This window comes from Chitinophaga sp. CF418, assembly GCF_900142925.1.
In the GTDB taxonomy this organism is placed as follows: domain Bacteria; phylum Bacteroidota; class Bacteroidia; order Chitinophagales; family Chitinophagaceae; genus Chitinophaga.
The window spans coordinates 202,187-221,751 of record NZ_FRCN01000014.1; the positions used below are offsets into that span (position 1 = coordinate 202,187).

A 19,565-nucleotide genomic window follows, 5' to 3' on the forward strand; every position below is an offset into this window, starting at 1 on the left:
AAATAACAGATATCTATCTGTTCTTTCTTTTTGCCCCAAAAAGCCACCACCACCTTAATAAGCTACAAATACTCTATCAGACTATACCCCTTTCCCCTGATGTTGATGATCTCAATAGAAGCATCTTCACGAAAATATTTCCGGATCCTCGTGATATAAACATCCATGCTTCGGGCGGCAAATGGATCATCATCTCCCCACAGCTTGAGCAATGCAGTTTTTCTATCCAGCAATTCATTTTTCGCATCTATCAACAATGTCAATAAATCTGCTTCACGCTGTGATAACTGGATGACCTGGCCCTCAGCCGTTAATGTCTGTTTTTGAATATTAAACATAAATCTGCCGACCTTTACTACGCCGGACAAACTATTCCCAAAGGCTGAAAACTGGTTCTGCCGTCGGACCATGACTTTTAGCCGTAACACCAGTTCTTCCATTGAAAAAGGTTTCTTCATGTAGTCATCTGCCCCTATTTCAAGGCCATGTATAACATCTTCAGGTTGCTTTCTTGCAGTAAGAAAAATGATAGGCACTTTCTCATCTATTGTACGAATGTCTGAAACCAATGAAAATCCATCCTTTCCAGGCAACATAACATCGATGATACAAATATCTGGTTTCAGCTTTTTGAACATAGACCATCCGTTGTTACCATTAACGGCAATGTTGACAATAAAATCGCGGGTTTCAAGCGATTCTTTTATGATAGCAGCCAATACAGGCTCATCTTCTACAAGCAATATGTTAATCTTATTAATCATGAAACTGAATAGTAAAAATTGTTCCTTTATCAATCTGACTCCTGACAAAGATCTTCCCATTTAATGCCGCGACCAACAGTTTCACATAGCTCAATCCCAGACCATAACCTTTCACTTCATGCACATTTTTCGATTGCACACGGTAAAATTTATCGAATATAAAGGGCAAATGAAACTGATCGATACCCTTCCCATTGTCCTGTATCTGCAATTGCCAGCCATTATCAATATGCTGAAAGCTAATATCGATAAGAATATCTCCCTGTGAATACTTAATTGCATTATCTATAAGGTTACTTAAAATCGTATCTATAATAAAACGGTCTGTATTAACCTCTTCGTTATGTAAAGAATTACGAATGGAAATCTTATCTGGCGCATGCAAGTCAAAACGGTCAGATACCGCTGCAGAGAGATCGGTTAAATTAACAACCGTCGACTGTGTATGCATGATGCCGTGTTCATATTTACTGATCTCTAATATACGGTCGATGTCTTTATCCAGCTTTTCAAGTGTGCCCAAATTGATGTTTAAATACCTGTCAAGTCTCTCTGGATCTGATGAAGCGCCGAAACTCTTTAGCGCGTCTACTGATGATTTCAAAATGGTAAGTGGCGTTCTTAACTCATGCGTGATATTATTGATGAAATCGTCTTTAAAATTGTTGAGTCGCATTTGACGGATAATCATTCTTCCCATAACAAAAAGACTTCCCGCAGATAATAGTATCAGTACCAGAGAAATGACAGCAGGAAGAATATTCTGCTTCCACAGCACCAACGATGAATTTTCTGGAATAGCCAGAATAATAACAACAGGAGATCTGTGGAACTTTATAGGCACTGCAATTTCATGCTGTGTAAGAACCGTTGTACTATCTAAAACTATGAGCCTAAAGGAGACTGCAATATTCTCTTTTTGCAGTTCCTCGTTATATATCAGGCTCAAAGAATCGAGATTTACCGGTCGACGGAATTGCTGTGATATCAATCTTCCCATGATAGCACTCACTTCATTTATATTATACTCATCAATTTTGACTGTTAAAAATTCAGCATGAAATGGTTTAATAACCGCAGGTGTATCAAAAGCAATGGAATCGCGATTAGGAATTGTTTTCAGAAAAAATGTAAGGGTGGGATCTTTGTACTTCAGTGACGTAGGAAGTTCACTCTGCCGCAGCTGGTATAAACTGATACTTCTCTGCAATGCGTACTTTGCTGAATTTATAAAATTACGCTCACTGACTTTAAAGTTATTATACACCCAATAGATCTGGAACAACACAATCAGCAATACGGCAATTATTGCAACAAAGAATGTAAACTTCAATCTTCTCCTCATAATACCCGCTAAAATTACACTATAACGCTTTCATAAATGTTCACTTAACATTAGTTAACAGAAAAGTCCTCCTTTTTAACATTCAACCGTATTGCGTCTGATATTTTTGTAATCGAAATTACATCAATTATGAAAATACGTCTCTTTTACCTGTTGCTTTTTTGCATGTCTGTTGCCGTACACGGTAATTCAAATACCGAATATAGGCAAACACGCGTCGATACGCTATTTAATATACCTGCTCCCCAGTTCAGTATGTTAGATATAAACGGCAAAACTGTAAGCCTTTCTGACTTCAAAAATAAAACGCTGGTCGTGTATTTTTGGTCAACATGGTGTTACTATTGCCATAAAGATTTTCCAATGGTCAATAAAGTAGTAAAGCAATATGCAAATGACACCACCGTAGCCTTCCTTTTTGTGGACACACGTGAGAAATCACCCGAATATAAAAGTCTTGTGCAAAAAGATATGGCAAAGTATAACTATAACTTTCATGTTGTGTTTGATGAAAAAGGGAAAGATAGCATTCAAAACAAATACTATACGGAGTTCGGAACAATAGGTATCCCTACACGATTTGTCATTGACGGAAATATGATCATTCGTCATAAGTTGGTAGGATATGATGGACGTCTTACGGAAGATGAGGCTGCAGCTGCATTTATCCGTTCAATTGAAGACACAAAAAAAATGGGGCATTAATAAAGAATAGAAACGGCGAAGTAACGATTAGTTCGCCTTCGCCGCTCACTTGTATTGTCAAATGTATAAGATAAATCAGCTATGGGCGGTTGTTCGCTCCTGCCAAAACCTGGATAATCAGGGGCGATCAGGTGATATTTGTCCGATAAATCAGTCATCAGATTCCTGAACATATGCGATGACGAAGGATAACCATGCAAGAGGAGAATAACCGGCGCATTTTTGGTCCCGCTTCGCGGTAAAAAATATTGCCCCCGTTTATATCAATAAAATCATAGGTAGTTTTATTTTTCATTGTGTGGATTTTTTTATCCTGGAATAAAACGGTTTATTAAGTCAGCAACAAATCCGTGATGCTCCTCAAGTAGAAAATGCCCTCCATCAATCTGAATTATTTCCGCTTCGGGCAGATCTTTTCTATAAGCATTCCCGCCAGGTGCTATAAACATGGGATCGTTTTTCCCCCATACGACCAATGTCTTAGGTTGATGTTCTTTAAAATACTTATGCCATTCCTCGTACAGGGCAAGATTACTTCCATAATCCCGGAAAAGGGCGAGTTGTATTTTATCATTTCCAGCCCGGTCAAGATAATATTGATCGGTTATATAGCTATCCGGACTTATCCGGGTTTCATCATTGGCGCCAGTCAGATATAGCCATTTAGTAGCCGCGGATGTCAGGAAAAAACGGGCCGCTTTCTCCTGCTCGGCATCCGGTTTTTGAATATAGGTGACCAAAGGCTCCAATGCCTGTCCTAAGCCTTCATGATACGCATTCGCATTTTGTATGATAAGTGACCGGATCATTTCGGGGCGACGACTGGCGATTCTCAGCCCTATAGGACCGCCGTAATCCTGGATATACAGGTTGATATTCCGAAGTTGCAGGTGATCAATAAAGCGTTCAATAATGACCGATAAATTATCAAACGTATACGAAAACTGCTGCACGTCAGGGGCACTGCTTTGCCCAAATCCGGGATAGTCAGGAGCAACAACATGATATGCACCAGATAGATCAGCAATAAGGTCCCTGTACATGTGTGAAGAGGAAGGGAAACCGTGTAGTAACAGTAATACCGGGTGCGCTGCTGTACCGGCTTCACGATAGAAAATGTTCAGCCCATCTATTGCGACCGTTCTATAAAATATCTGATCTTTCATAAAAAACATTAAAACATAAGAATAAATGTTATGACCTGCCTATTTATCACCGGCCGCTGCGAGGATCACCTTTACGACAGCTGCTGGTTGTGACAACATAACCACGTGGCTTGCATCCAGATGATAAGTAGTGGCATGAATGTTTTTGGCCATCTCGCTTTCCAGCTGTGGTGATATCATATGATCCTTGTCCGAGACAACATAAAAACTTGGCTTATTTTTCCAGGCAGGGTTACTTACTTTGGCTGTTATAGTACTAAAGTGAAAGCGCCCCTGTCCGGCTGCAATGATCCTGGCTTCTTGTGCCGGCAGGTCCTGTGCAAAATGGTTTACAACCGTTTCTTCCTTCAGGCGTATATAACCGTCACTACTAACAATAGGATCTGCAAGCCCCTGCACATTCGATATTTTTCTCACCTCATATGCATCCTTGCTGAGACTCTCAATGCTTTGCCCCTCATCCGGTGCATAAGCGGCTACATATACAAGCGACTGGACCTTTTCGTTGTTCCCGGCCTGGGTAATAACGACGCCTCCCCATGAATGACCTACCAGTATCACCTTCCCTTTTACTTCTGCGATAGCCCGCTCTACAAACGCGACATCATCACTTAAGGAGGTCAATGGATTTTGAACGGCTATCGTGTGGTAACCTTTTTCCTGTAAAGCAGGTATTACCTTATTCCAGGAAGATCCATCGGCAAAAGCCCCGTGTACCAGCACTATGGTTGGTTTATCTTCTTCTTTAGCGGTTGTGTGCTGCCTCAGAGTGCCAGTAAAGGAAACTAATGATACAAGTACAAGCAGTGCGCCCATTACGCTGGACATCACGACCACAATCTTCTTTTTCATAATATGAAATTTAAAGTTATAATTAGGGTGACCAGATTGATCGATCAAATTTGAAAAGAAGTATGTGATCGGACAAATAACTTAATTAATAGGAACGCTTATAATTTTAATCGTTGCTTTTTTTTCAATCATTTTCATTTGTGTTAAAAACAGCTAAAAACACACGCTTGTACGGTGATGAAAAAAAAGACCACTCTTCCTTCACACAATAATATTAATCAATCAATATTTTGCACTCCTTTTCTGGATTACATGTCGCAGGACGTTGTGCTTGATGATGCGACGAAAAAGCTGGTAGAAGAAAACTGCAGATTGGTAAAATTCGCCGAAGGAAAGCGATTGCTGGAAGCAGGTAATGTATGTCAATACATTTACTTTATCATTGAAGGAGAATGTATTTCCTACTTCATCGATTTTAAAGGAAAAACAATTACCTGGTTTTTTCACTTCAACAGCCCGGCAAGCACCACAAAGAATATTTTTGCCGTAGACTATAGAAGTTTTCTTTCCCGCCAACCAGCCACACTCACCATCGATACCCTGTTACCTGTAACCGCTATCCGGTTTTCTGCAGATGAATTAAAAAAACTGGTCGGGGAATCGCCTGCAGTTGAACGCTGGCTGCGTCTGTTGACCGAAAAGGCTTTTATACAGGTCTATGATCGCATCAATACACTACTTACATTGCCTGCTCCTGATCGGTATAAGAGATTTCTTGAGGAGGAGCCCTACCTGTTAAATATGTTTTCGAATTATCTGATCGCCACTTACCTGAATGTGACGCCCCAGTCCTTAAGTCGTATCAGAAAGCAACTCAAGCATGATTAAACTACTTGTTAGCACCATTAATTATCCTAGGGTAATTAACATATGATTTTCATTGCAGAGTTTTGCATCGAAATTGAAAAAACAATGAAAAACCATAATTAGTATCAGTATTAAAATAACAAGATGATGTATTTAAAAAAAACGTTCGCATTGATTGCATCCATGATATGGTTGATGCTGCTTGCTAACTGCTCGGCTCCAGACACAAAAAGCAATAAGGCTGACTATTTTATTACGGATACAACGACCGTGCAAACAGGAGGTGTCAAAATGGTACCCATAAAGACACCTAAAGGTATTTTCAACGTATGGACAAAACGGATTGGCAATAATCCCAAAATAAAGGTGCTGCTACTTGCCGGGGGACCAGGATTTCCCCACGATTATCTGGAAGCATTTGAAAGCTATTTCCCGGGCGAAGGAATAGAATTTTATTACTATGATGAATTGGGTAATGGCAATAGTGATAAGCCAGGTGACAGCAGCCGTTACAACGTAGCAAGTGCTGTGGATGAGGTTGAGCAGGTACGGCAGGCATTAAAGCTGGATGCATCAAATTTTTACGTATTCGGCCATTCGTGGGGTGGCCTGCTGGCTATGGAATATGCAATAAAATACCAGCAACATCTGAAAGCGTTGATCATCTCGAATATGGTGTCAAGCGGAAAGGAGTTTAACAATTATATTCAGCAGGTGCTGGTGAAACAATTGCCCTCTGCAGTACTCGACACAATCAATGAATTGTCGGCCAGGAACGATTATGCTAACCCGAAGTATTCCGAACTTGTAACAAAGCATTTTTATGCTAAGTTTATTTGTCGCCTGCCATTAGAGCAATGGCCGGAACCCCTCAAAAGGGCGCTGGGTAAACTGAATATGCCTTATTACCTGGCATTACAGGGCCCAAGTGAATTCGGCATTATTGGAGGTTTACTTACCTGGGATATAAGCGACCGGCTGAAAGAGATTGTTGTGCCAGCACTGTTTATAGGCGCCAAATACGATGAAATGAACCCCGAACATATAAAATGGATGAGCCAACAGGTGCAACATGGGCAGTTTTTGTACTGTGCTGACGGTAGTCACCTGAGTATGTACGATCAGCAACCATTTTACATGAACGGGATGATACACTTTATAAAGGATGTCAATAATAACACCTTAAAGTAAAAACACCCAGGAAGCAAATGATGAGTTGCAACCCAGGGTCAGTATAAAATCCGAAAGCCTTCAAATCTGACGATTTGAAGGCTTTCCTTGTTCAAGGTATTAATAGCGCTGATTATTTCTCTAAAATTTTTCTACCATAGCAACTCCCGTAATGATCAGCAGCATACCAAGGCCGCGCCAAATGTTAACAGGATGCTGCGCTGCAACCAGGAGGCTAAAGTGATCCAGCAATACTGAAATGATAACCTGCCCGGCTACCACAAGCCCGAACGTAAGTGCCATACCTAGCCTTGGAAGCGCCAGCATACTTCCCGTAATGAATACAGCACCAATGACACCACCACCCAACACTGCTGTAATATCACTGCCCTTAAGCAGTTGCCAGGAGAATGTTTCTTTTGTAAAGGGAACATAAAGGACCATGGTGAGCGCTCCTACGATAAAACAGATCATAGAAGCATAAACAGGGCTGCCGATTGATTTCGCCAGTTTGGCATTAAGCCCACCCTGTAAAGGCAATAAAGCACCACATAAAAAGACCACAAAAAGCCAAGCTATTTTCATAATTATATTTTTCTATCAGATAAACGATCGTTCATTTACATTGAAAGCCCTTTTTTGAAGGCGGTAAAGCTAATGCCGGAGCAGTTCTTAAAATACTTGCTGAAATGAGCAGGATCCCAAAATCCCAGATCATAAGCAGTCTCCTTCAAACTATAACCGTCATGAAGCACCCTTCGTTTCGCTTCAAGAACAATCCGCTGCTGTATGTGATGACTAACCGTGCGTCCCGACAATTCTTTCACCACACCGTTCAGGTAATTGGGGGATACAGCTAAGATCTCAGCATACTCTTTCACCATCTTTTTGGAAGCATAGTACCTTTCCAGTTGTGTAAAAAATAGCTTAACCAGGCCAGACTTCCGGGACCAGTAAATGCCCTGGCCATCCTGTTTTAATTGCCGGCATAAGTAGATCATGAATATCTTCAGGTATCCCTTCAGTATGTCCGAACGCAAATCCAGCACATTATTATATTCCTGTATCATTTTGTCAGCTAAGGATACCATTAAGGCTATCGCATCACCCCATATATGGATGATTGGTATAGAGTTAAACCGGTTGAAAAGCGAAATGTGAAATAAACCGGCCAATCTGACATCAGTTAATTCAATGTATTCTTCTACAAAAGATATCGCATAACCTTTTGCCTCTTCATCAATCTCCATTGTAAAAACCTGGCCAGGCTTCGCATAGAAAAACACGTTTTCATTTATAAGGAACACATCTGTATCAAGACTTATTTTTACAGCACCCTTCAGGATCCAGATAATGAGATACATTTCTTCGCAAAAAAAAGGTGCTTCTCCTTCTTTATTTCTCGCAAGAAGCGATTGGATGGAATGAATCTGGAAGAGCGCCGGCTCAGCAATCTGACTGTCTTTCTTTAATTTACGGCTAATTTTCATTTTCAATAAGTTTTATATTACTCGTCAGCCACGGGTCTCTCTTTCAATTTTTTTAATTCGGCTTCTAATTGTAAAATATATTTGCTCTGTGAAGCAAAAGCTTTATTGATTTCCTCAATTGAATACCGGGGTGTGATGTGTTGCTGACAATTCCAGTCGTAAGCATCTACATCAAATACCATCATTCTTTCCGGACGAAATTCATAGCCCTCCAGGTCAAGCCGTGCATACAGCGCAGGATCGTCTTTCAGTTCAACAATCCTGGCTTTAGCATACAATTTCAATCTTGTTCTTGTGGGATAATCCACCATGATCAATGCCACGTTATTATTGGTGGTAATATTACCTACAGTAATATATTGGGCGTTGCCTTTGTAGTCAATAATACCCAACTGTTTTGTATCCAGCACTTTAATAAAACCCTGGGGGCCACCCCGATGTTGTATGTAAGGATATCCATTCTCCCCAATGGTAGCCATATAAAAACTATCCCGGTCCGAGATAAACCCCGTTTCATTCTCCGTGAGCCCATCCACATAGCTTCTATTTTCCAGACGGGCATAGCTTTTACGGCTACCCAATTTCTCCTGCATATCCCTGACCGCATCTGTAAATGCTAATGATGCATAATTCATTACTATTTATGATTTGGTTGTGCTCGATTTTAAAAGAGAAGGGGGCTGATCCGATTCCGGAACTGTAAGTTTACTGATGATTGTTGTCAGATCCGGATGTTGCGCCAATACATCATCCCATAGCGAATCGCCACATTCATCTGGTATAACAATTATCTCCGGTATTTGCCCATTCGGATCTTGTGATCCGGCTATAGTATTTTGTGGCTTTATTCCGACGGGCCCCCTGTTGTCTGAAGAACTCATAAAAACAGATTTAATTTAGAAGGTTGTTATTACAACAGGATACAACAAAGCTCCTTCCGGCGTATAAACCCTTTTCTATATTTGGAGCTGTTGTATCCTTAACCAATGCTTTATACTGACTGAGCCAGTGCTCCGTCCAGCTTGCGATCACCCACTTTTCTGTCTAAGAAGTTCCGTATGGTTGCTGCAATTTCATCACCAAAACTTTCAAGCGCAAAATGTCCCGTTGGATAAAGATGAAACTCCAGGTTCTTTACATCTTTTTTGAACGCCTCTGCACCAACACCAGGAAAAATATAATCGTCTTTTCCATACACAATTAACATTTCCGGATTTGCTGTACGCAGATATTCCTGCCATTTAGGATATTGTTTTACGTTGTTTTGGTAATCATAAAACAGCGCGATCTGTATGTCGTCGTTTTCAGGACGTTGCAGGTGCCTGAGATCGATCTCCCAGTTATCAGGAGATATAAGGCTTTCATCCGGAACATGATGTGTGTATTGCCATTTCAATCCATCTGGGCTATGAAAGGACTGGCAAGCTTTAATAGCCTCTTTGTCATTTCTGTCTTTCCAAAGAGCCTTAATGGGATCCCAGAAGGTTTCTAATCCTTCTTCATAGCAACAGCCATTCTGAACAATGATGCTCTCTATCCTTTCCGGGTACTTTGAGGCGAGTGTCCAGCCAATGGGAGCACCGTAATCCATTAGGTAGAGGCTGAATTTTTCAATATGCAAGTGCTGCAGCAACTCTTCTATAATCCTGGCATAGTTTGCAAAACTATATTCAAAATCGGCCATAGGTGGTTGTTCACTTCTTCCATAACCTGGGTAATCGGGCGCAATCAAATGGTATTTGTCTGACAAATCATTGATCAGGTTACGGTACATGTGTGAAGAGGTTGGATAGCCGTGCAACAACAGCAAAACCGGAGCATTGGCGGGACCCGCTTCCCTGAAAAAGATATTTACGCCGCTGATCTCCGCTGAGTGATAGTGTGTCTTGTTTTTCATTGCGTTTGTTTTTAGTTTAATAATTCTTTGTCTGTTTGAGATCACCCTTTTAGGTGCTTGCTCTCTTGCTGAAGGAATGTGATGAGTCAACAATAACGTCGCTTTTACATATTTCTTTTATTACCATCAAAGGTCAGTTCTATAATTCGATTTCTAAAATCACTGTATTAATCGGTGCTATCAAAAAAGTAATATGCGCGGTTGTCTGATAATATATAGCTGGATTTGTCATACAGATTCTTTTCCCGTCAGGGATGCGCACGCGGTGAAGTAAATATCCAATATGACCGGACTGGAAGAGCCGGTTGTTAGTGATGGTATATAGTAGGCGTAAAGGGGAAAGAGTTCCTTAAAGTTGTCCAAATTGAATAAGGTGATGATATCCATTTTCAAATGGATATTCTTTGATGGAGGTTTGCAGGAACTTCATTACAGGATCAAGTGCCGGCTCCTTTAAATGATACTGAAATGTGTCCCAGTTACTGAATTTCTTATAAATTACAAACTGGGTTTTGTGGTTAACTACCTGATTTAGCTGAAACAACAACAAACCGGGGGACTTCTGGAGAGCAGGCATTATATTACGGTTTATCGATTTGAAATGTTCTTCTGTACCAGCCTTCACATCTACAAATAACATGATGGTTAATGCATCCCGGCTAATTTCTCTAGAAAATAATTCCAGCTCTTGTAGAAAAAAGGTTTCAACCGGACCTGCCATTCCAATCTTAACTAAAGCACCGACAGCTTTTGCTGCAGTAGTTCTTTTATTTTTTTTATAAAAATCAGGACTGCTCCATCGTTCTATCATCCACATGATACAGCTATCTCCTCTCTCATAATATGCTTCTGCCATTGCATTACCGGTTGCCTGAAGGGAGCTAAACGCATATCGCTCTAAAACTTCGAGAAATTCATCCCGATAGGAATTTTTTATATGATATTGTGTTAAAACAATAGTCTGCCCTTTTTTGACACACAAAAACCTTGAGAAGGCTATCTCCCATATTCTGCGAGTTTTCATTGCGATAATATTAAGAAATGTGATAAGTTTGTCAGGCAAAGTTGGCAATAAATTTTCCGGCGGAAAAACAAACACAGTAATGGTTGGTCGTATTATTTTAATAATGAAAGGTTAGCGGCAGATTTTTTTCATCTTGAATAAAAGTTTGTTAAACGTATTTTTAACCTGTATCCAGCCTATCTGGTCGATGTCTATAAAGGACGGTACAATATTCTATATGTAATGTCTAAATATTTTATAATTTCTAAATGTATTCTCATTTTTAAGCAGCTGCAATTATGACAAAAAAGGTACTGATTGTAGAAGACGAATTCATTGTAGCCAGTAATCTGCAGCAGGTATTACAGCGATCGGGCTATGAAGTAAGCGGCATAGCTGCGTCTGTCGAAGAAGCCGAAGAGAGTTTAAAAAGAAATAGGCCTGACATTGTATTGCTTGATATCCGTTTACAGGGAGAGCGCTCCGGTATCGATATTGCGAGGAAATTAAAATCTGAGCATATTGCGTTTGTTTATTTATCGGCCAATTCAAACCAGAAAGTATTAGAAGAAGCGAAGATGACTTATCCTGATGGATTTTTAGTTAAGCCATACAGGAAAAAAGACTTGCTGATTATGTTGGATATTGCCTGGTACCGGCATGCGCATAGTCTCGAAGCAAAAACGAACCAGGAAATACTTTTACAGAAACAGTTAACAGAAATAAGCAATGAAAATTCGGATAGCCAGCAAAAGTTGTTGAAGATTGCCGGGATCATGCAATCTTGTGTACCATTCGATCTTATCACATCTGGACTAAGACCACTCAATACCGTTCAATTCAACGATAAAGGGTATTTGCGCATTGGATTCGATGAATACCAGTTTATTGGAGAAAAAGAGCTGCTGACAATTACAAATCTGAAGAGAACAGCGCTGTCTGTAATTCTCTCAAACAGCCATGTGGATATAAACACGACCATTTATAACAATGAACCTGCCAGTGAAAAGCCGAATATACCGTCACTTCAAAAAACGTTGATTGAAACTTTCAATATACAATCTTACCTCGTATTTCCTGTTGTGCTAAGCAATGGACTATCATTTCACTACTTTTTCTACAGTCGTCAACGTAATATATACACGAACAAGCACATTTCCATGCTGGACCATTTGAGAACGAGTCTGGCAGAAGTAGCTGAAAAACTAATTTACGGAGACAATCTGGCCATTTCAAAATATGATCAGGCTAATGCAGAAAGAAAGCTACAGGGAGATTCGCTGAATTACCCCGAATTCCGGAGCATTATCGGCAACCACCATCTCCTGTTAGGAGCATTAGACCTTGCTGCACAAGTCGCGTTTTACAATACATCAGTTTTAATTCTTGGAGAAAGTGGAACCGGGAAAGAAAAACTGGCGCGGGCCATTCATTTATTGTCGCCAAGAAAAAATGCGCCCTACATCACAGTAAATTGCGCGGCTATTCCGGCTACGCTAATAGAGTCAGAACTATTTGGTCATGAAAAAGGTGCGTTTACCGACGCTACGGAAAAAAGAAAAGGCAAGTTCGAACAGGCTGATGGTGGAACTATTTTCTTAGATGAGATAGGAGAACTTTTGCCTGAGATGCAGGTAAAAATTTTGCGTTTTTTGCAGGAGAAGGAAATTCAATGTATTGGTAGTAGTTCACTTACAAAAGTAAATGTTCGTGTAGTAGCTGCTACTAACCGTAACCTGGAGAAAGAAGTTGCTGCAGGAAATTTCCGGCTTGACCTATATTACCGTGTGAATGTTTTCCCTATTACTTTACCGTCATTGCGGGAACGTAAAAGTGATATAAAAGAACTGGCTATTTATTTTGCGGAAAAATTCTGCAGGGAATTTAATAAACCGTTCCATGGCATTCTCACTTCAATGATGGAAGACATGATTGCTTATGATTGGCCGGGAAATATCCGGGAACTTGAGAATGTTATAGAACAGGCTGCCATTCTCAATGACGGCAAATCAAAATTAGAACTGAAACGAAAACTTACAGGTCACACAATACCAACCACGAAGGTGATTAAAACGCTTGAGGATGTAAAAAACATCCAGGCTGAAACAGAACGGGAATATATCATTTCGATACTCAAACAGGCGAATGGCCGCGTCCGTGGCGCCAATGGAGCTGCACAATTAATGAATATCAAACCTACGACACTGGAATCAAAAATGGCCAAGCTGAAAATCAGGCGGGAAGATCTATGAATGTATGGGGAAACCAATTAATGCGACTCCGAAAATATTGGACGTAAAAATCAGCGCGACTCCGATATTTTCGGAGCTCAGTGCCAGTAATATTTTCCTGTTCACCTAAACATCTCCGTGAGACAATTGCTTCTCAATACATTGCGTATTTAAATTTCATTTTTATATTATTTATCGGCAAATGGCACTTAAATGGCTTATGTGATACATCTGACATAGTCAATTTAAAAAAACCTTAAGCCATGTTGAATTTAGAATGGTTTAGAACATTTAAAGCAGTTTACGAGACGGGCAACCTATCTACTGCCGCGCAAGCACTGTTTATTTCCCAGCCCGGTGTAAGTGTTCATCTAAACTCCCTGGAAGCTTATACCGGATACCGCTTGTTTGAGCGGGTAGCAAAGAAGATGATACCCACGGAACGTGGTATTATACTATATAATTGTATAATAGACCCTATCAACAAACTGGAGGCGGCAGAAGAATCCTTCCACAGAAATTCCAAAGTGGAGAAGCCAACGATCAGTGTAGGTATGGGGTTTGAAATCTTTAAATACACACTTGAAGAACACCTTGCACAATTACCTTTCAATCTTGTCTTACGGTTTGGTGAGTATCGCCAGATTCTACAAGAACTTGATACAGGGAAACTGGATCTGATATTGACCCCGAAAAAGGGCAGTCAAACAAACCTGGAATATATACCGTTTACTACAGAGCGTATCATTTTGATCTGTGGCAATGAAACAGATACCGAACAATTTGATAGCCTGGTATTGACCAATGAAAGAACGGCGATCAGGGAATGGCTGAAAGAGCAGATATGGTACACCACTGCAGCCGACATGGAGTACCTTGAACATTTCTGGACGGCGAATTTTGACTGCCTGCCAGACCTTAAGCCAAACTATGTAGTTCCTTATTTCTCTTCTATACTGCGTTGCCTAAGTAAGGGAAAAGGCTTCGCCGTAATACCGGATTTTCTTGCTAAAAAAGAGCTTGCGCTTAAATCGGTTAAACTCGCCTGGGAGGGAAGTCCGCACGTGGAAAACACCCTGCATTTCGGCAAACGGAAAAAGACGATATACTCCAATGAGATCCGACAACTGGAACAAATATTGACAATGAACTGGTTTTGAGAAAGACATCAAAGGATTATTGATTTACATATAACCAATTCCAGCTATACCTACACTTTAAAACAGCTTTATCACATCGTCTTGTTAGCGCCCGTATATTGCATACTTAAACAACCTTCTCATGCGCTTCCTCCTATTGCTTATTATGACCTCAGCAGTCGTCCCGGCGGCAGCCCAGGAGTTCAGTCTGCTCCAGGCCGATTCACTCAGGCATGAGTTGACGAATACCAGCGACAACTACACACGGGTAAAAACACTCATACACCTGGCAGAGTACCATATCTGGAAGAAGGGCGAATTAGCAATAAACCTGGACAGCGCAAATGCCTGTTTGACCGAAGCAGATCGGCTAAATCGAATAGTGCAGTCGACAGAACTGGCAGGCCACCAGTTACTCATGAAAGGGTTTATGCTCACGGAACAAGGAAAGAGAAAGGAAGGTCAAGCGGCCGTAATGCAATCCATTCCCCTGTTGCAAAAAAGCAATAGTCAACGTTTGCTTGGACTGGCATATTTTGAGCTGCAGGCCTTTTATGATTATTCAGATAGTTCTCAACGCAGGGAACGTATCCGAATTACGGGTCTTGCGGTAAAGGCCTTCCACCTGGCAGGAGACAAGGTGCTGGAAGGATGGGCCCTCACCACATTGGGCGATCTGCATAGCATAGAGGAAGAATATGCAGTTTCCAATGAATATCTTCTCCAGGCAGTGGCAATATACGAGGCCATTGGGCAAAAAAAAACACAGGATGCATATGAACTGCTCGGCAGGAATTGTAACAACCAGGGGGATTACAGACGTGCATTCGAATATGCATTACTCGCACTGAAAGCTGCAAAGGCGACCAACGATTCCAGTATGCAAATGGCTACGATTAACAACCTGCTTGGTTCGCTGTACCGGAACGCCGGCAGAGCAGAGATCAGCATTGCGTATTATCATGAAGGACTGACCGTAGCTTTACAGCACAAAGATGGTCCGAATGCACTGCTGATGGCTTATGTACTAGGCCGCACTTATCTAGACCTTCACCAGTCTCGCAAAGCCATTGAAGTTTTAGATGCGATTCCCCGGGGCTTGCTCGATTCTTCTAATGCCAGGGTAAAAGCCCTCATGGGAATGGTATACATGGACGGACACTACGTCGGGAAACAACAAAAAAAAGCGTACAAATATGCTGTCATCCTGGAAAAGTTGATTGAAGAAAACACACTGACGGCGGAGTGGGCCAACCGCGTTTGCATAGCATTGGTTAGGTATCATTTGAATGAGCATGATATTGCCAAAGCTCGCCTGTACCTCGATAAATGTATGACTGTATCGCTGCTGCCCACCTCGCCTGAATGGGTTTCCCGATATGATATCAGTTACAAGGTCGATTCGGCCGAAGGAAATTATAGAGCAGCATTTTACGATTTACTCAAATACAAAACGCAAGACGATTTACTCCACAATGATGTCAAAACACGCCAGTTTCAACAACTGGATGTAGAATACGAAACCTCTAAGAAAGTGGATTCCATCTCTTTGCTCACCCAAAAAACCAACCTGCAGGCCACCAATCTGCGACAGGCTCACCTGATCCGCAACATCACTATGATTGGTATTGTACTTGCGCTGGCCGTCATAGGTTTGCTCTACCGGCAATACCAGCTCAAACAGCGGAACAATAAGACAATGGCCATCAAAAACGAACACCTGGAACACCTCGTCACCGAAAAAGAATGGCTGCTACAGGAAGTAAATCATCGCGTTAAGAATAATTTGCAGACCATCGTAAGTCTCCTCGAATTACAATCCGATTCTCTCAGTGGAGAGGCTCATTTCGCATTGCAAACCAGCCAAAACCGTATATACGCTACCTCTCTGCTTTATCAAAAGCTTTATAGAACAGAGAACGTGTCGTCCGTCAACATGAAAGTTTACATCACCGAACTCGTACAGCACCTCCAGGATGCACTTGGCAGCAGTACATTCGTAACTGTTACATTAGACATTTCCCCTATTGAACTCGATGTCTCACAAGGTGTACCCCTCGGACTGATAATAAATGAAATAATTACCAATTCATTCAAGTATGCATTCGATCAAACCATTTCATATCCGGAAATCGTTGTTACCTTTGCCATCGAGCACGGTGTTGCTAGCCTCGTCATCAAAGACAATGGGATCGGCTTTCCCTATGCCGGCAAAGACAACTTTGGGACCGGTTTAAAACTGGTAAAAGGACTGACGGGAAATATAAATGGGGAGGCCACCATCGTATCAAACAATGGCACCTTTATAAAAATCATGTTCTTGCCCAAAGGCTCACCCACATCGGAAATGCAAAGCAGTACACCATCGGAGATATTTAGCTTATAGGCACAAACGCTTTTATTAAATCATCTTTACTACCTGCTGCAGGTATCCTTGAACGTTTCTATAAACACTCCGGTTAATAGCTATTACAAGCTTCTTCCTATTTTGAGATTTAATTCTTTCTCCCTTCCAATTAATTTGCTCATTTTATGTCAATTTGGCTCTAACATATCCAATTGCACTAGATAAAGCCAAATTGACAATAATATCCTATACATCTGTTGTCCACCACTCTGGCATATTCACCAATCTGATTAATTTCGATTTCATTTTTTTTTTAAAACCATTCAATCAAATACCATAACTGCCGGTAAGGGCCTTCTTTTCGATGCTTTTTGCAAACAGGGGTGTTTCTTCATGATTGTGAGCATCCGATGCAACCTGGCGGTCGTGAGCAGCCTGAGTCAAAGAAATGTTGTGCACTTTCATAAATTCAAAAAACTCAGGCGTTGCTGTTGCATGAATTTCGTTGGTATATTCACAGGTTTGATCGTCCAACTTTGTGGCTCTAAGTTCCCATAGCACCTGAACTTTGCTGCGGCCGTTGGCGGTGATCGTATCAGAAACCGATAACATACGGCAATAATCTGCCCTGTACTCAGTAGCCACATAATGCTGAATGATAAGCGCGTTACCGATGGTTTCTACATTGATTGACACGGGCTCGCCAGCTAAAGTGCGTGTAAAGCCGGCTGCGATATGAGCTGTAGAACACCTTTGATACTCTTCATCGGGGAGATTGAATAACCAATCTGCGATGTTTACTTTTTCAATTGGCGCGTTAATGATCGCTTTTACAGTTGAGTGAGAAAGCGCGTTTTCGGTAGTTTGTTTGATTTCCATGATATTTTTTGTTTAACGATTCAAAGGTCACCGAAATTTATTAATCGTCTAAACTCATATTTTCGATATACTTGATCGGTAAAACCGATTATTTTTAATATTTTTAAGGATGGAACTTCGTCAATTGAAATACTTTATCAAAGCTGCCGAATTACAAAATTTTACTGAGGCTTCGGGTGCATTATTTATTACGCAAAGCACACTATCTCAACAGATCAAACAATTGGAAGATGAACTGGGAATAACGTTGTTTGACAGGATCGCAAAGCGGGTACGGCTCACAGAGGCAGGTAGAACGTTTTTGCCTTATGCCCTCAAGACAGCGAAAGATGCCCAAGACGGCAAGGACATGTTGAAGGATTTGATGAATCTGAATACAGGAACGCTGTCGATCGGCGTAACCTATGGATTAATGGCTTTGTTAACGAAAGCTATACTGGACTTTTCACAAGAGTATCCAAAAATCAGCATAAAAATCAGCTTTGGCACCACTCAGGATTTACTGGACAAGCTTGAGCAGGGTCATATTGATATGATGTTATCTTTTTCGCAAGGTGAGAAAGGCGAAGGATTTGAAATTGAACGTTTGTTTTCTTCCTGCCTGGCGCTCGTAGTGCACAAAAGCCATCCGATGGGTGGTAGAAAGCAGATCAACATTAAGCAATTAGATGGCCTGCCTTTGATATTGCCTACCAGAGGATATAGCATCCGCAATTACCTGGATCTTTTATTGGAAGATCATCATTTAATACCTGATATCAAAATGGAAGTAAATGACATCAATACGCTTTTACAATTGGTAGATAGTGGTCGGTGGGCAACCATATTAATGGGTTCGTCGATCTTTAACTATCCTCATTTAAAAGCACTGAAAATTACAGGTGAAGGTATGACCCGATTGGCTACTATTTCCTGGCTGGCAGGTCAATATCGCAAAAAAGCAGCGCGATTACTGGCGCAGCTATTAGTCCATCATGCGGAAGACTATCATGGTCAACAGGCATAAATCCCTCTCCATATCCACTCTTCAGTCATATTGATTAGTTCATCATAGCTATTTGTATTTATATAGTCTTTAGTCTGGCCTACTTACCTGCGTATGTATCCATCACATAAACTTCATCATCTGTATGAAAATGAATTAATTCATCTAATGGCTGCATTTTATATTAAGACTTCTTTAAACTGCTATATTTCTCAAATGCCTCAACAAATTGCTCATATGAATGAATCCCTAACTTTTTGCTTTTCTGATTGAATAAGGTCTTAGCAATACCCTCGATCTCTTCATCCGCCATGAGTGCCTCTGCTTTAAAACCTCAGTTGCCGATTTATTACTTGAGCTGCTCGCTTAACCCGACGATGATGCCCTCGGGACCGCGTAGGTATGCGAGCCGATACATACTCTCGTATTGCACCACTTCGCCGACCAGTTCAGCGCCGTGAGCAAGCAGGCGTGCGACCACTTCATCGATACGATCGACGGCGAGCATGATACGTCTGATCCCAAGTTCATTTACCGGAACCTTCTCGGGTCCGGTTCTGATCGCTCCCGGCGTGTGGAATTTGTCCAGCTCAATTCGCCCGTGGCCGTCCGGTGTTCGCATCAGTACGAGGGTGGCACGGACGTTCTGAAGGCCAATGAGACGATCTACCGTGGAGCCCCCGACGGTTGTTTCGCCCTCCAACTCGAATCCGAGTTCGAGAAAGAAGGCTTTCACGGCTTCGAGGTCATCGACGACGATGAGGACGTTGTCCATTCGTAGTAAT

Annotated in this window: 19 protein-coding genes; 7 read left to right on the forward strand and 12 right to left on the reverse strand. The window is 41.3% G+C overall.

Annotated elements, in window-relative coordinates; all coding sequences use genetic code 11:
- Window positions 1-62 precede the first annotated feature (62 nt).
- Together F3I09_RS27270 and F3I09_RS27275 are read right to left on the reverse strand one after the other, a co-directional pair.
- A complete protein-coding gene (locus F3I09_RS27270; RefSeq protein WP_223233399.1) occupies window positions 63-764 on the reverse strand; it encodes a response regulator transcription factor in 702 nt (233 codons plus the stop codon).
- Window positions 757-2,109 carry a cell wall metabolism sensor histidine kinase WalK gene (locus F3I09_RS27275; protein ID WP_149698224.1) on the reverse strand — a complete coding sequence of 451 codons (1,353 nt, stop codon included), beginning with the start codon at window positions 2,107-2,109 and terminating at the stop codon, window positions 757-759. Before F3I09_RS27275 ends, F3I09_RS27270 begins: the two co-directional genes overlap by 8 nt.
- A gap of 129 nt (window positions 2,110-2,238) precedes the next feature.
- Between F3I09_RS27275 and F3I09_RS27280 the strand changes: the two genes are divergently transcribed.
- The gene (locus F3I09_RS27280) at window positions 2,239-2,814 is read left to right on the forward strand and encodes a TlpA disulfide reductase family protein (RefSeq protein ID WP_149698225.1); all 576 of its coding nucleotides are present in this window, start codon (window positions 2,239-2,241) and stop codon (window positions 2,812-2,814) included.
- Here F3I09_RS27280 and F3I09_RS27285 read toward each other — a convergent pair.
- The 3 genes from F3I09_RS27285 to F3I09_RS27295 form a co-directional block, all read right to left on the reverse strand.
- Window positions 2,811-2,987 carry an alpha/beta fold hydrolase gene (locus F3I09_RS27285; protein WP_370512670.1) on the reverse strand — a complete coding sequence of 59 codons (177 nt, stop codon included), beginning with the start codon at window positions 2,985-2,987 and terminating at the stop codon, window positions 2,811-2,813. The genes F3I09_RS27280 and F3I09_RS27285 overlap by 4 nt on opposite strands.
- Window positions 2,988-3,122: 135 nt before the next feature.
- Window positions 3,123-3,980, reverse strand: coding sequence for an alpha/beta fold hydrolase (locus F3I09_RS27290; protein ID WP_149698226.1), 858 nt, complete (start codon window positions 3,978-3,980; stop codon window positions 3,123-3,125).
- A gap of 39 nt (window positions 3,981-4,019) precedes the next feature.
- Complete coding sequence (locus tag F3I09_RS27295) at window positions 4,020-4,832, reverse strand: alpha/beta fold hydrolase (protein ID WP_149698227.1); 813 nt, start codon at window positions 4,830-4,832, stop codon at window positions 4,020-4,022.
- 252 nt (window positions 4,833-5,084) lie between these two features.
- Here F3I09_RS27295 and F3I09_RS27300 point away from each other — a divergent pair, with 252 nt between their 5' ends.
- The gene (locus F3I09_RS27300; protein WP_223233401.1) at window positions 5,085-5,660 is read left to right on the forward strand and encodes a Crp/Fnr family transcriptional regulator; all 576 of its coding nucleotides are present in this window, start codon (window positions 5,085-5,087) and stop codon (window positions 5,658-5,660) included.
- Window positions 5,661-5,783: 123 nt separating this feature from the next.
- Window positions 5,784-6,830, forward strand: coding sequence for a proline iminopeptidase-family hydrolase (locus F3I09_RS27305; RefSeq protein WP_149698229.1), 1,047 nt, complete (start codon window positions 5,784-5,786; stop codon window positions 6,828-6,830).
- Window positions 6,831-6,950: 120 nt separating this feature from the next.
- On the opposite strand, the gene F3I09_RS27310 is transcribed toward F3I09_RS27305, so the two are convergent.
- The 5 genes from F3I09_RS27310 to F3I09_RS27330 form a co-directional block, all read right to left on the reverse strand.
- Window positions 6,951-7,394 carry a DMT family transporter gene (locus tag F3I09_RS27310; RefSeq protein WP_149698230.1) on the reverse strand — a complete coding sequence of 148 codons (444 nt, stop codon included), beginning with the start codon at window positions 7,392-7,394 and terminating at the stop codon, window positions 6,951-6,953.
- A 35-nt stretch (window positions 7,395-7,429) separates the two neighbouring features.
- Window positions 7,430-8,299, reverse strand: coding sequence for a helix-turn-helix domain-containing protein (locus F3I09_RS27315; RefSeq protein ID WP_149698231.1), 870 nt, complete (start codon window positions 8,297-8,299; stop codon window positions 7,430-7,432).
- 17 nt (window positions 8,300-8,316) lie between these two features.
- Window positions 8,317-8,934: a pyridoxamine 5'-phosphate oxidase family protein gene (locus F3I09_RS27320; RefSeq protein ID WP_149698232.1), complete on the reverse strand. Its 618-nt coding sequence runs from the start codon at window positions 8,932-8,934 to the stop codon at window positions 8,317-8,319.
- 356 nt (window positions 8,935-9,290) lie between these two features.
- Entirely contained in the window at window positions 9,291-10,196 is a 906-nt protein-coding gene (locus F3I09_RS27325) for an alpha/beta fold hydrolase (protein WP_149698233.1), read from the reverse strand.
- Between the two features lie 349 nt (window positions 10,197-10,545).
- Window positions 10,546-11,220: a putative quinol monooxygenase gene (locus F3I09_RS27330; RefSeq protein ID WP_149698234.1), complete on the reverse strand. Its 675-nt coding sequence runs from the start codon at window positions 11,218-11,220 to the stop codon at window positions 10,546-10,548.
- A gap of 278 nt (window positions 11,221-11,498) precedes the next feature.
- Between F3I09_RS27330 and F3I09_RS27335 the strand changes: the two genes are divergently transcribed.
- From F3I09_RS27335 to F3I09_RS27345, 3 genes are all read left to right on the forward strand, one after another.
- Entirely contained in the window at window positions 11,499-13,451 is a 1,953-nt protein-coding gene (locus tag F3I09_RS27335; protein ID WP_149698235.1) for a sigma 54-interacting response regulator, read from the forward strand.
- Window positions 13,452-13,693: 242 nt separating this feature from the next.
- A complete protein-coding gene (locus F3I09_RS27340; RefSeq protein WP_149698236.1) occupies window positions 13,694-14,590 on the forward strand; it encodes a LysR family transcriptional regulator in 897 nt (298 codons plus the stop codon).
- A gap of 121 nt (window positions 14,591-14,711) precedes the next feature.
- On the forward strand, window positions 14,712-16,955 hold the full coding sequence (locus tag F3I09_RS27345) for a histidine kinase dimerization/phosphoacceptor domain -containing protein (protein WP_149698237.1): 2,244 nt from the start codon (window positions 14,712-14,714) through the stop codon (window positions 16,953-16,955).
- Window positions 16,956-17,243: 288 nt separating this feature from the next.
- Here F3I09_RS27345 and F3I09_RS27350 read toward each other — a convergent pair whose 3' ends face one another.
- Window positions 17,244-17,795, reverse strand: a complete 552-nt coding sequence (locus F3I09_RS27350) for a hypothetical protein (protein WP_149698238.1) — start codon at window positions 17,793-17,795, stop codon at window positions 17,244-17,246.
- A 109-nt stretch (window positions 17,796-17,904) separates the two neighbouring features.
- Here F3I09_RS27350 and F3I09_RS27355 point away from each other — a divergent pair, with 109 nt between their 5' ends.
- On the forward strand, window positions 17,905-18,801 hold the full coding sequence (locus F3I09_RS27355; protein ID WP_149698239.1) for a LysR family transcriptional regulator: 897 nt from the start codon (window positions 17,905-17,907) through the stop codon (window positions 18,799-18,801).
- 328 nt (window positions 18,802-19,129) lie between these two features.
- On the opposite strand, the gene F3I09_RS27360 is transcribed toward F3I09_RS27355, so the two are convergent.
- Window positions 19,130-19,555, reverse strand: coding sequence for a VOC family protein (locus tag F3I09_RS27360; protein ID WP_223233402.1), 426 nt, complete (start codon window positions 19,553-19,555; stop codon window positions 19,130-19,132).
- Between the last annotated feature and the right edge of the window lie 10 nt (window positions 19,556-19,565).